The sequence below is a fragment of the Streptomyces sp. NBC_00104 genome, from assembly GCF_045160825.1.
Taxonomy (GTDB): domain Bacteria; phylum Actinomycetota; class Actinomycetes; order Streptomycetales; family Streptomycetaceae; genus Streptomyces.
Genome location: NZ_CP108215.1, coordinates 9571996 through 9584597, shown reverse-complemented (window position 1 = coordinate 9584597; position 12602 = coordinate 9571996). Strand labels below are relative to the sequence as shown.

The window sequence follows — 12602 nt, the reverse complement described above, 5'->3', positions numbered from 1 at the left end:
AACGCTTACGCTCACGCGGTCCAGTCGAGGATGACCTTGCCGCCGGTGCCGCTCGCCGCGTCGGCGAAGGCCGCCTCGTGGTCGCGGTAGCCGTAGCGGCCGGTGATCACGGGAGCGAGGTCGAGGCCCCCTTCCAGGAGGACCGACATCGCGTACCAGGTCTCGAACATCTCACGGCCGTAGATCCCCTTGATGGTGATCATGGAGGTGACGATCCGGGACCAGTCGACGGAGAACTCCTCGGACGGCAGCCCGAGCATGGCGATCCGGCCGCCGTGGGTCATGTTGGCGACCATGTCGCGCATCGCGACGGGGTTGCCGGACATCTCCAGGCCGATGTCGAAGCCCTCACGCAGGCGGAGGGTGCGCTGCCCGTCGGAGATGGTCGACTCGCGCACGTCGAGGGCGAGGGTGACCCCGATCTTACGGGCCAGTTCCAGCCGTTCCTCGCTGACGTCCGTGATCACGACGTTGCGGGCGCCCGCGTGCCGGGCCACCGCCGCCGCCATCAGGCCGATGGGGCCCGCGCCGGTGATCAGGACGTCCTCGCCGACGAGCGGGAAGGACAGCGCGGTGTGCACGGCGTTGCCGAACGGGTCGAAGATCGCGGCCACGTCGAGGTCGACGGGAACGCGGTGCACCCAGACGTTGGCCGCGGGCAGGGCCACGTACTCGGCGAAGGCGCCGTCGCGCCCGACCCCGAGGCCGACGGTGGCACGGCACAGGTGGCGGCGGCCGGCGAGACAGTTGCGGCACTTGCCGCACACCAGGTGGCCCTCACCGCTGACCCGGTCGCCGGCCTGGATCTCGGTGACGTCACGGCCAGTCTCCACAACCCGGCCGACGAACTCGTGGCCGGCCACGAGCGGGGTGCGGATCGCCTGCCGGGCCCAGCCGTCCCAGGCCCGGATGTGCAGGTCGGTGCCGCAGATCCCGGTCCGCAGAACCTTGATCAGTACGTCGCCGGGACCGATCTCGGGCTCCGGGACGTCGACGAGCCACAGCCCTGGCTCCGCCTTCTCCTTGACCAGCGCCTTCACGCTACGGCTCCTGTGGGTACGCCCCGGCGCCGGGCATGACGAACAGGCCCGTACCGGGGAGAGGGGTGGGTTCGCCGATCAATCTGCCTTACGGCGGCACCCCGGTCCATCGAGGTTTTCTTAACCTCGGCCGCAGCTTTCCTTCACACCCCGCCGGGCCACGGGATCCGCCATGATGTGCCCTCCCCCGCGGGCCCTGCGGGCGTTACGGGAACGCCTCCCGTCCCTCGATCCCGGCGGCCAGTTCCGCCGCCATCGACTTGATGGTCTCCAGTCCGGCCCTGCCCCAGGGGCGCGGCTGGACGTCGAGGACGCAGACCGTGCCGAGGGCGATGCCCGTGCGGTCGAGCAGCGGGGCACCGAGGTAGGAGCGGATGCCGTGGTCGTCGACGACGGGGTTTCCGGCGAACTTCGGGTATTCGCTCACGTCTTCGAGGACGAGCCCTTTGCGGCGGACCACCACATAGGGGCAGAAGCCGTGGTCACGGGCGAGGTGGCGATCGACCCCGAGGACCGTGGTGTCCGCCGTCGGCGCCGCCGAGACATGCAGTCCGGCGAAGAACTGCCGCTTCTCGTCGATGAAGTTGACCATCGCGTACGGCACCGCGGCGATCCCGGCGAGCCGGTCCGCGAAGGCGTCGAAGGCCGCTTCGGCGTACTCTCCGAGCCCCAGCAGCCGCAGCCGTTCCACGCGCTCGGGTGCGTCCCGGTCCTCGGGGGTGAGCAGCAGCCGGCTGACCGGACGCGGCGGGTCGTACGTCACGTGTGGGCTCCGTGGCTCGGGAGCTGGGCCGGGGTGTGGGCGAGGAGGTGCCGGACGAGGGTGAGCAGGGTCTGGACGCCCGAGCTGGAGATGCGGGCGTCGCAGCAGACGACGGGGATCTCGGGATCGAGGTCGAGGGCGGCGCGCACCTCGTCGGCGTCGTAGCGGAAGGACCCGTCGAACTCGTTGACGGCGACGATGAAGCCGAGGCCGCGCTGCTCGAAGAAGTCGACGGCGGCGAAGCAGTCCTCCAGCCGGCGGGTGTCGGCGAGGATGACCGCGCCGAGGGCGCCCTCGGAGAGTTCGTCCCACATGAACCAGAACCGCTGTTGTCCGGGGGTGCCGAACAGATAGAGCACATGCCGCGGATCGAGGGTGATGCGGCCGAAGTCCATCGCGACGGTCGTCTCGACCTTGTTCTCGATGCCGTCGAGATGGTCGGTGGCGGCGCTCACTGTGGTGAGCAGTTCCTCCGTGCTCAGCGGCGCGATCTCGCTCACCGCGCCGACGAAGGTCGTCTTGCCGACCCCGAACCCTCCCGCCACCAGGATCTTGAGTGCGGTGGGAAAGGGGTCAGAGCTGTCGTCGTAGTCCATCGAGCACTGCCTCCAGAAGAGACCGGTCTGTCGGGTTGTGGTGGAAAACCGGGGGCTTGGTGGTGAGTGCGCCGCAGTCGACGAGGTCGGACAGCAGCACCTTGGTGACCGCCGCCGGCAGCGTGAGGTGGGCGGCGACCTCGGCGACCGAGACGGGTGCCCGGCACAGGTCGAGTGCGGTTGCGTGCTCGGGGCCGAGATAGCCGAGGGGGGTCGCCCCGGTGGCCATCACCTGTGAGAGGAGATCGAGCGCGGTGGTCGGCCGGGTCCGGCCGTTGATGACGGTGTAGGGGCGTACCAGACGCCCGGCGGCGTCGTCGTACAGAGGTCCGTCGCCGGCCGTGGGCACGTTCAAGGCCTCATCGCGGAGGGTTCGACTGCTTGACGGGGCTGGGTGACCAGGTAGGGGCGGACGCTCTTCACGAGCATGGCCATCTCGTAGCCGAGGACCGCGGCGTCGGTCTCGCGGCCGGCGAGCACGGCGAGACAGGTGCCGGAGCCCGCGGTGGAGACGAACAGCAGGGTCGAGTCGAGTTCGACGACGACCTGGCGGACGTCGCCGCCGTCGCCGAAGCGGACGCCCGCGCTGCGTCCGAGGGAGTACAGGCCGGAGGCCAGGGCCGCCATGTGGTCGGCGCTGTCCGGATCGAGGCCGTGGACCGACTTCACGAGCCCGTCGCAGGAGAGCAGCACCGCGCTCGAGGTGTGCGGTACGCGCTGGACTAGGCCGCTCATCAGCCAGTCGAGATCGGATACATGGCCGGTCGGCGCATCGCTCGCCATGGTGGATCGACTCCTTGGGGTGCGTTGGTCTGCGGGAGCGGAGGGGGTGGGGACCGTGGTGGGGGTGGTGAGGGGGTTGGTCATCCGGCCGGTGTGCTCCCGTCCTGCCGGGGCGTGAGGTCGTGTGCCGCGTCGAGGGCCGACGGCGGTACGGCTGTGGGGGCGACGCCCCTGGGGTGTCCGCCCAGGGGCTGGGCGGCGTCCTTGTGAGGGGCGTCCATGGGGGCCAGTTCCATGCGGAGTGCGTCGATGCGGCCCGTGCCGCCGGCCGGTGTCGGGGCCGGGTGGCCCGGGTGCGGCTGTCCCGTGTCGATGCGGGACGCGGCGTCGGGGGCGGGGGGCGCGAAGTCCGCGGAGGCCGTGTCCAGCGTGGAGGTGTCCCAGTCGGAGTTCTCCATCTGGCGGGCCTCGGCGAGTCCGATGCCGCGCTGGAAGGCGGCCATCAGCCCGGGGTCGTGGCCGATGTAGTGGTCGGGGTCCTGGCGGGGCGCGGGCGCGGGGCCGCCGCGGAGCTGGGGCACGATGTGCTGCTGGGCGCGGCGACGGGGCAGTTGGGGCTTGCCCATGGTGCCGCGCACGGCTCCGCCGACGCGGGGGGTCGGGGGTGTCCCGGGGTTCTCCGCGACCGTCCCCCGGTCGTCAGGGTGGACGCCGGGCACGGCCTCGGCCGGGTTGGGCCGCTCGTCCCGGGCGCCGCGCACCGGCAGCGGGGTCGGGCCGCCGCTGCCTCTGCCCGGACCCTGCCGGCCGCTGCCCCGGCCGGGGCCCTGCTGGCGGGGCACGGAGGCACGCGTCGGGCTCGGGGCGGACCGGTGGCCGGGCTCGGGGCGCGCGGGCTGCGCGGGTGCCGGACGGCCGGGCCGGTCGATCCCGGCGTGTGCCGGCCTGTCGGTCGCCGGGCGGTCGGCGGGCCCGGGTGCGGACGCCCGCCGGGGTGCGGCGGGTTGGGCGTGCTGGGGCCCGGCGGGCCGTCGTACGGCGGTGGTGTACTCGGCGTGGGGCTGGGTCTGCGGCAGGTCGCCCGGTTCGGTGCCGAGCAGGCCCTGGGGGACGACGAACGCGGCCTGGACTCCGCCGTAGATGTTGCTCTGGAGACGGACCTGGATGCCGTGGCGGCGGGCCAGCTGGGAGACCACGAAGAGGCCGATGCGGCCGTCCTGGAGGAGGCTGGCGACGTTGACCTGGTCGGGGTCGGCGAGCAGGGCGTTCATCTTGTTCTGCTCGGTGAGGGGCATGCCGAGGCCCCGGTCCTCGACCTCGACGGCGAGCCCGGAGGTGACGAGGTTGGCGCGGAGCAGGACCTGGGTGTGCGGGGCGGAGAACACCGTGGCGTTCTCGACGAGTTCGGCGAGGAGGTGGATGACGTCGGCGACGGCGTGCCCGCGCAGGGTGCCGTCGACCGGGGGGACCAGCTTGACCCGGGAGTACTGCTCGACCTCGGCGATCGCGGAGCGCAGTACCTCGGTCATGGAGACGGGTTTGCTCCACTGACGGCGGGAGACGGCGCCGCCGAGGACGGCGAGGTTCTCGGCGTGGCGGCGGACGCGGGTGGCGAGGTGGTCGACGTGGAAGAGGCCCTTGAGGAGATCCGGGTCCTCGATCTCGTTCTCCAGGTCGTCCAGGATGGAGATCTCCCGCTGGACCAGGGACTGGAGCCGGCGCGCCAGGTTCACGAAGACTTCGAGCTTCTGTTCGCTGCCTGCGTGGCTGGAGAGCTGGGAGGCCTGGACGACGGCGGTGACGGCGCTGTCGTGGACGCGGGCCAGGTCGGCTGTGAGCAGCTCGAAGTCGTCGGCGTCCGCGGCGGGTTCGGCGCGGGGCCCGCGCGCGGGCGGCTGGTCGCCGCGCCGGAGCGCGTCGACGAGGGCCCGCAGGTCGTCCTCGCTCTTGGTGCTGACCTGCCGCAGGGCGCCGAGGCGTTCGCGGACGGACTTGGCGGTGCGGCCGGCGGCCACGGTGGCGATCGCGATGCCGGTGAGGGCCACCGCGGCGGCTCCGGCGAGCACCGCCCACAGGGTGAGGCTGGGACGGGCGCCGCCGGCGCGGAAGGTGAAGAGCACGGCGGCGCAGGCGCTGAGGGCGACCGCTGTGGGGGGCAGGACCGCGAGGCGCACCAGTTGTGGCCGTATGTGGATCTCGGGCAGCGAGGGGACGGCACGGGTGGCCGATCGCCCGTGCCGCCCGCCCTCACGGCGGTCTGCGCGTGCGGCCGGTGCGCGAAGGTGAGACATCAGCGTCCTCGTACTGGTCCGTCTGGGGCGTGGGGGGGGTGTCGCGTCCGGGCGACTTGGGCATGCGCCCTCGCGTGTCGGTCGCGAGAGTCGAAGAATTCAGCCCAGCGTCGCCCGACGGCAACTCACAGTAGTCGCCAACGCGTCATGTGCGGTGCGCAGTTGACAAAGACCTCCGTATTGCGTCCCGCTCTGGTATGAGGCTTCGTGCGACAGTCCGATAATTCTTCGGACGCTTGTTCCTGTCGGATTCTTTTTACGTCCGGATTTCGATCAGAGCTGGTCAGAATAGGTCGATAACAAACGTCGAGGGCCGGGGAGCAATTCGCTCCCCGGCCCTCGACGTCAATCGAAAAATCACCCTGTCGGGAGAATTCTCGACCCGTTCACGGTGCCGCTCACCACCTCGACGAGGGTGTCCGCGGCTTCCTTCCCTTCGACCGTGGTCATGGTCAGCGGAGGCAGCGGTTCGAGTACGTGTCCCTGCCCCGAGGTCTCCGCCGCCACCGGAATCCGACGGTGGGCGCCCGTCAGCTCTCCGCCACCAGGTCCAGCCGCTCCCCCACCGGCGGCCAGGCGGCCCAGCCGCCGACCGGCTGCTGGGACACGGCACGCCACCACGGGTTCACCGGCGGTGTGTTCTTCGGCTCGAACGGCTCCCCCGGCTGCGGTGCGGCCATGGCGACCCCCGCGTCGTGCGTGGCCCACATCATGCGCTCGCCCGGCTCGGCCCAGGCGTGCATCGCCAGGTTGAACGTCGCCCAGTGGATCGGCATCATCACGCCGCCGGGCTCGCCGCCCTGGAGGTCGAGGTGCGTCTGCAGCCCCTCGTCGGGAGTCATGTGGATGTCGGGCCAGAACTCCGAATAGGCACCGACCTGGATCATGGTGATGTCGAACGGTCCGTGCTCGGCGCCGATCTCCCTGAAGCCCCCGAAGTACCCGGTGTCGCCGCTGTGGTAGATCCGGTGCTCGTCACCGGCGACGACCCAGGAGGCCCACAGCGTGTGCTGGGTGTTGCGCAGACCCCGTCCGCAGAAGTGCCGGGCGGGGGTGGCGGTCAGCGTGAGGCCGCCGACCTTCGTCGCCTCCTGCCAGTCCAGCTCGCGGATCCGGTCCGCGGAGACGCCCCAGTGCTCCAGATGGGCGCCGACGCCGAGGGGCACGGCGAAGACCGTGTCCGTGCCGGCCAGCTCCTTGATCGAGGGCATGTCCAGGTGGTCGTAGTGGTCGTGCGAGATGACGACGACGTCGACCGGGCCGAGCGCGGCCAGCGGCACCGGCACGGGGTGCAGCCGCTTGGGCCCGGCGAAGGCGAACGGGGAGCAGCGCTCACCCCACACGGGGTCGAAGAGCACCCGGTGCCCGTCGATCTCGGCGAGCGCACTCGAATGGCCCATCCATGTGATCCGCAGCCCGCTCACCGGGGGTCTGGCCAGGTCGGCGAGGGTCGTGGAGTGCACGGGAATCAGCCCCGCCGGTGCCCGCCGCGCTCGCTCGTCCTTGCGGAAGTAGCTCTTCGCCATCTCCATGGCGGCGCCGCCGGAGGGGCGGACCTGGGCACTCTCGGGATTCACGAAGACCCCGTCGGCGAAGTGCGGGGATCTGCGGATCCGCTCCAGACGGGCACCGCTCGGGTCCGCGCCGAAGGCGGCGGGCCGCGCTGCGCGCAGCGCCGAGCTGAGAGAACGGGATCCGGAACCGGACACGGCACCTCCTGGTGGATTCGCTCAGGCATCCCATTATGGTCCGCCCCTCCGACAGCGCCGGGTCCAACCCCACCCCGCACGATGCAATACTGACCAACTCTTCAGTAGCTCTTCTTGTTCCCGCTCTCGCCCCTCTCCGCCTCTCCCCTCGGCCTCCCCAGGCCACCCCGAGGAGCCCCATGCCCACCACCCCCTTCGTGTCCCTCACCTGGACCGACCACGTCACAGGTCAGCGGGGCTTCCTGGTGGTGGACCGGCTGGTGCGCGGGGTCTCCAGCGGCGGTCTGCGGATGCGTCCGGGCTGCACCCTCGACGAGGTGGCCGGACTCGCCCGAGGCATGACCATGAAGGAGGCGCTGCACTATGCCCCCGAGGGTCGTTACGTCCCGCTCGGCGGTGCCAAGGGCGGCATCGACTGCGATCCCCGTGACCCGGAGGCGTACGGCGTCCTGGTGCGCTACCTGCGCGCGATGCGCCCGTACATCGAGACGTTCTGGACCACCGGCGAGGACCTGGGGCTCACCCAGGACCTGATGGAGCGCGCGGCGGCCGAGGCGGGCCTCGTGTCGACGATCCAGGCGGTGTACCCCCTCCTCGACGACGAGCGGACGGCCCGGCGACGGCTCGCGGACGCCTTCGCGGTCCAGGTGGACGGCATCGGCCTCGACGAGCTGGTCGGCGGCTGCGGCGTCGCCGAGTCCGTGCTCACGGCCCTGGACCGGGCCGGGGTGCCGTACGCCGGGACGCGGGTCGCCGTACAGGGCCTGGGCACCATGGGCGGGGCGACCGCCCGCTTTCTCGCCCGTGCCGGACTCACGATCGTGGCCGTGGCCGACATCAAGGGCACCATCTCCAACCCCACCGGCCTGGACGTCGAAGCACTGCTCGCCGCCCGTGACCGGCACGGCACGGTCGACCGGTCCGCACTCGGCCCCGACGACCACGAGGCGTCCGGCGAAGCCTGGCTCACCACCGAGGCCGACGTACTGATCCCGGCGGCGGTCTCGTACGCGATCGACACCACCAACCACCACCACGTCACCGCCCGGCTGATCGCCGAGGCGGCGAACATGCCCGTCCTCCCGGCGGCCGAGGAACTGCTCACCGCTCGCGGCGTCACCGTCCTGCCCGACGTCGTCGTCAACTCCGGTACGAACGCCTGGTGGTGGTGGACCCTGTTCGGGGACATCGGCCCCACCGCCGACGAGGCGTTCACCCACACCCGTCACTCCATGCGCGCCCTCGTCGACCTGATGCTCACCCGGGCCGAGACCGACGGCACGACCCCCCGCACCGCCGCCCACGCCCTCGCCGCAGACCGCCTGCCGGCGATCACGGAGCGCTTCGGCTGGCACCGCTGACGGACGACCGGCCCCACGCGATCCCACATCCGGCGGATACCGGCCCGATTCGAGGTGGCTCGAAGACTCCGGTGGCTGTCCGTGGGCCTGGGTAGGGTTGCCGCGTGGGCAGGGTGCGGTTGAGTGTGGCCGAGCGGCGTGCGGAGCTGCTCCGGGCCGCCATCGAGCAGATCGAGGCGCGGGGCGTCGCGGCGGTACGGATCTCCGACGTGGCCGCCGTCCTCGGGGTGAGCAGCGCCTTGGTGCTCTACCACTTCTCGACCAAGGAAAGACTGGTGGCCGAGGCCTTCCGCCACGCCGCCGAGGACGACCTCGCCCGCCTCCGCAAACTGCTGGGCCGCCGCACCACGGCCCTGCGCCGGCTCCGGGCGGCCGTCCGCTGGTACGCCCCGACCGGCCAGGCCAAGGGCTGGCGCCTGTGGATCGAAGGCTGGGCCGCCTCCCTCCGCGAACCCGCCCTGCGCGAGGTCACCCGTGACCTGGACCGACAGTGGAAGGCCGCCCTCACCGAGGTCATCGAGGCAGGCGTGGCGGCCGACGAGTTCCACTGCCCGGATCCCCCGGCCACCGCCCTCCGCCTCACCGCCCTCCTGGACGGCCTGGCCGTACAGATGACGGCCTACGACGGAGCCGTCTCCCGCGCCCGAGCCCAGGACTGGGCCGACGAGGCCCTGGCCCACGAACTGGGCCTGACCCGCGAAACCCTGACAGCGGCAACCCGCTGACGGCCCGGCGCCCGGCACACCCGAGGGCGCCCCGGTCAGGCCACCGACTCGATCCGCAGCTTGATGTCGTACGGCGACAGTTGCCCCTTCGCCGACACATGGTCCCCGGACGACTCCCCCCGCAGCCGCCGCCCGATCCACGGCACCAGATACTCCCGCGCCCACTGAATGTTGTCCCGACGCATCTCCAGCGTGCCGCGCGGCGGCAGCGGGGGCCACGGCTGATCGGGGTCGGCCGGGACGTCGACGCCCAGCACCTGCCCGGCCCGCAGCGCGACCCGTGTGTGCCCCTCCGCCGACAGGTGCAGCCGGTCGAGGTCCCAGGCCCGCCGGTCCTGGACCGTCTTGAGGGACCACAGGTCCAGCACGGGACACCCGTACCGGTCGGCGATGGCCCGCACATGCAGGTTGTACGTGGCGATCTTCCCCCGCAGATGCTTCAGCACCGGGACGTCACGGGTGTCGAAGCCGGTGGTCACCATGACCGTGCCGACAGCCGAGGTGAGCCGGGACACCGCCCGCTCGAACCGCTCGGCGACCTCGTCGGGATCGGTGCCCGGCCGGATGATGTCGTTGCCGCCCGCACAGAAGGAGATCAGATCGGGCGCGAGCTCCAGAGCCCGCGGCACCTGATCCTCCACGATCTGGTCGAGGAGCTTCCCCCGTACCGCCAGGTTGGTGTAGTCGAAGGCACCCTCGGGCACACGGTCCGCGAGGAGCACCGCGAATCGGTCGGCCCAGCCGACGAACCGTCCGTCGGGGCCTGGATCGCCGACGCCCTCGGTGAAGCTGTCCCCCACCGCCACGTACGACCCGATCATTGCTCTGCTGTCATTCGAATCGTCTGCCACATCGCCCCATGATTCACCTTCTGATGTGACCTACGCGACCGTAATAAGAGGTTGACGGACGGTGAGATAGACCACGAGTCAAGTGTTGGTCAACACGGAACAGGCCAGGTCGGGTTGGCGGCACCCCACCACCCCGGCCTCCCTCTCCCCTCGACCGCTCAGCGGCGGCCGACGGATCTCCACACCCGGAAGTCCTCGATCCGGAAGTGACTCCAGGTGGTCCGGAAACCGAAATGCCCACTTGTGTACGGCTCGGGATCGATGTAGTCGAACACGAGCCGCCCGTTGTTCCACCACTGCACCTTCGACCCGTCGGAGACGATCCGGACGCGGTGCGGCTCGTTCGCGACGAGCAGCGGCGCCGTGTAGTCGTAGATCAGCGGCCGCACACCCGCCTCGCCGACATACCGACGCAGCCGTGTCGTCGTATTGGTGTTGGCGCCGTACCCGACGTAATACGTCTTCAGATGGTCGTACTCGGCGAGCGCACCCCCACGCGGAGTGGCGAAAAGATCACCGGGCGAGCGCACGTCGACGGCGTTCCAGAAGTTGTTGAGGTCGGAGACCCGATCGTTGACCCTACCCGCGGAGACCGGGGTGGCCGTGTACTGGACGACGTAGGGCCCTGCCAGCTTCCGCTTGAACCAGACCGTGGCCCCGGCCGGCACATCGACCTCCAGCGCACCGCGCGAGGCCGTGACCGCACCACCCCTCTCCAACTCCACGGCCCACTGGCCGAGGCCGTGCCGGAAGTCGTCGGCGGCGATCAGCCGGCCGCGGCGCCGGTGCGGGGTCGCGGACGCCGTCCCCGCCGGGGCGAGCGCCGCGAGGGCGGCACCGGCCGCGAGGGCTCCGAAAGCTCTGCGGGTGGTCATGACGCTCCTTCTGTGGTTGCCGTGCGGGCCCACATCGGCGGGGTCCGCGTGGGCGCCACGGATGTCGAACTGGGGCGCTGGACGCCGGACACGGAGACCTACGACGTGCAGAAAGCGCTTGCTGAGATCACTGTGCACTCGCCCTCGTACAGCTGTCGAGTCCTGGATCGGCCATGCCACAAGACCGCAATGCGGTGATCACGAATCGACAGGGGGCGGGGGCAGCGAAAGCGGAGCGGAGCGAAAGCCGGAGCGGGGCGGGAGCGAGGGAGGGGCGGGAGAGAACCTGGCCGGATGGCGCACTCTTCGAGCCGTTGCCAGTGTGGACGGCCACGATCGGGACCCCCTCCGGGAACGCCGAAGGCCGGCCCCCGTGATGTCGGGGTCCGGCCTTCGGTGCGGAGCGGTGGCGGTGCGTCAGACGCTGACGCCCTTCGAGCGGAGGTATGCCAGCGGGTCGATGTCCGCACCGTAGTTGGGGGTGGTACGGATCTCGAAGTGGAGGTGCGGCCCGGTGACGTTGCCGGTCGCGCCGGAGAGGCCGATCTGCTGGCCGCCGCTCACGGACTGGCCCGCGGAGACGGAGATCGAGGACAGGTGGGCGTACTGGGCGTAGTAGCCGTCGGCGAGCTTGATGACGACCTGGTTGCCGTACGCGCCGCCCCAGCCGGCGGAGACGACGGTGCCCGCACCCACGGCCTTGAGGGAGGTGCCGGTCGGGGCCACGAAGTCGACGCCCGTGTGGTAGCCGCTGGACCACATGCTGCCGGCGGTCTTGTACGCGGTGCCGACGGTGGCGCCCTGGATGGGCAGGCTGAAGCCGGAGCTGTTGGACGACGAGGACTGGCCGCTCGACGTGGAGGTCGACGCCTGGGTGTCCTTCGACTCCTGCGTCTGCGTCGACGAGCCGGAGGACTTCGACGACTGGGACGACTCCTCGGACTTCGAGGACTGCGACAGCTGCGGCTTCGTCGACGCCTGCGGCGTACCGCTCGACGTGGCCCGGCCACCGATGCCGAGCTTGAGGCCCGGGTGGATGAGCGACGGGTCGGAGCCGATCGCCTCACGGTTGTCCGAGTACAGTTGCTTCCAGCCGCCCTCGACGTCCTGCTCGTCCGCGATCTTCGCGAGGTAGTCGCCGACCTTCACCGAGTAGGTCCTGGTCGCCGCCTTCTTGGTGGCGGTCTTCTCCGCCTGCGCGGCCTTCTCGGCCGCCTCGATCCGTGCGCCCGCCTCGGCCGCGGCCTTCTCGGTGGCGACCGAGGCCGTCTTCTCGGAGACACCGGAAACGGCGGCCGTCGGGGTCGCGGCATGGGCGCCGGCGGCTCCGATCAGCGGCAGCGCGAGCGCCGCGCCACCGGTCCCCGCGGCGGCGATCGAACGGGTGAAACGCTGGGACTTCGGACGGCGGTGCTTACCCTTCGCGGGCATGGCGAATTCCTCTCCGGCGCCTGCGAGGTGAGCTGTCGGGTGCGGACTGGAGATGTCCGGCCGTGCTGACGCACGGCTATACCCCTAGCCGTTCCGGAGACCGGAACAGGCGGTCATACCTGTGGGTCCCCCGCTCCTGCCGTGGATCAGGTCGGTACGCGGCTCCGGTCGGCGGCAGGATTGGGCGTCCGTCCGGATTGACGCCGAACGTAAGCGACTTGTGCCCACAGAGACAAC

The 12602-nt window shown here is 71.1% G+C and carries 12 protein-coding genes and 1 riboswitch; of the genes, 2 read left to right on the top strand and 10 right to left on the bottom strand.

Annotation, left to right across the window (positions count from 1 at the left end):
• Positions 1 to 11 precede the first annotated feature (11 nt).
• From tdh to OG272_RS41855, 7 genes are all read right to left on the bottom strand, one after another.
• The gene (tdh, locus tag OG272_RS41885; RefSeq protein WP_327726755.1) at positions 12 to 1040 is read right to left on the bottom strand and encodes an L-threonine 3-dehydrogenase; all 1029 of its coding nucleotides are present in this window, start codon (positions 1038 to 1040) and stop codon (positions 12 to 14) included.
• Positions 1041 to 1245: 205 nt separating this feature from the next.
• Positions 1246 to 1803 (bottom strand): GAF domain-containing protein, encoded by a 558-nt coding sequence (locus tag OG272_RS41880; protein ID WP_327726756.1) that lies wholly within the window; start codon positions 1801 to 1803, stop codon positions 1246 to 1248.
• Positions 1800 to 2399: an ATP/GTP-binding protein gene (locus tag OG272_RS41875; protein ID WP_326574513.1), complete on the bottom strand. Its 600-nt coding sequence runs from the start codon at positions 2397 to 2399 to the stop codon at positions 1800 to 1802. Before OG272_RS41875 ends, OG272_RS41880 begins: the two co-directional genes overlap by 4 nt.
• Complete coding sequence (locus OG272_RS41870) at positions 2377 to 2748, bottom strand: DUF742 domain-containing protein (protein WP_326585529.1); 372 nt, start codon at positions 2746 to 2748, stop codon at positions 2377 to 2379. The genes OG272_RS41875 and OG272_RS41870 overlap by 23 nt, the downstream gene beginning before the upstream one ends.
• A gap of 2 nt (positions 2749 to 2750) precedes the next feature.
• Positions 2751 to 3182: a roadblock/LC7 domain-containing protein gene (locus OG272_RS41865; protein ID WP_327726757.1), complete on the bottom strand. Its 432-nt coding sequence runs from the start codon at positions 3180 to 3182 to the stop codon at positions 2751 to 2753.
• An 80-nt stretch (positions 3183 to 3262) separates the two neighbouring features.
• Positions 3263 to 5413, bottom strand: a complete 2151-nt coding sequence (locus OG272_RS41860; protein WP_327726758.1) for an ATP-binding protein — start codon at positions 5411 to 5413, stop codon at positions 3263 to 3265.
• A 530-nt stretch (positions 5414 to 5943) separates the two neighbouring features.
• Positions 5944 to 7122 carry an MBL fold metallo-hydrolase gene (locus OG272_RS41855; RefSeq protein ID WP_327726759.1) on the bottom strand — a complete coding sequence of 393 codons (1179 nt, stop codon included), beginning with the start codon at positions 7120 to 7122 and terminating at the stop codon, positions 5944 to 5946.
• Positions 7123 to 7301: 179 nt separating this feature from the next.
• On the opposite strand from OG272_RS41855, the gene OG272_RS41850 reads away from it, so the two are divergent.
• Positions 7302 to 8483 (top strand): Glu/Leu/Phe/Val dehydrogenase dimerization domain-containing protein, encoded by a 1182-nt coding sequence (locus tag OG272_RS41850; RefSeq protein ID WP_327726760.1) that lies wholly within the window; start codon positions 7302 to 7304, stop codon positions 8481 to 8483.
• A 104-nt stretch (positions 8484 to 8587) separates the two neighbouring features.
• On the top strand, positions 8588 to 9208 hold the full coding sequence (locus OG272_RS41845; protein WP_327726761.1) for a TetR family transcriptional regulator C-terminal domain-containing protein: 621 nt from the start codon (positions 8588 to 8590) through the stop codon (positions 9206 to 9208).
• A 35-nt stretch (positions 9209 to 9243) separates the two neighbouring features.
• Here OG272_RS41845 and OG272_RS41840 read toward each other — a convergent pair whose 3' ends face one another.
• From OG272_RS41840 to OG272_RS41830, 3 genes are all read right to left on the bottom strand, one after another.
• Entirely contained in the window at positions 9244 to 10029 is a 786-nt protein-coding gene (locus tag OG272_RS41840) for an SGNH/GDSL hydrolase family protein (RefSeq protein ID WP_326574519.1), read from the bottom strand.
• A gap of 188 nt (positions 10030 to 10217) precedes the next feature.
• Positions 10218 to 10934, bottom strand: a complete 717-nt coding sequence (locus OG272_RS41835) for a DUF6250 domain-containing protein (RefSeq protein WP_405895768.1) — start codon at positions 10932 to 10934, stop codon at positions 10218 to 10220.
• A 417-nt stretch (positions 10935 to 11351) separates the two neighbouring features.
• A complete protein-coding gene (locus OG272_RS41830; RefSeq protein ID WP_326574521.1) occupies positions 11352 to 12365 on the bottom strand; it encodes a M23 family metallopeptidase in 1014 nt (337 codons plus the stop codon).
• A gap of 4 nt (positions 12366 to 12369) precedes the next feature.
• Positions 12370 to 12528, bottom strand: a riboswitch (cyclic di-AMP (ydaO/yuaA leader).
• Positions 12529 to 12602: the final 74 nt, after the last annotated feature.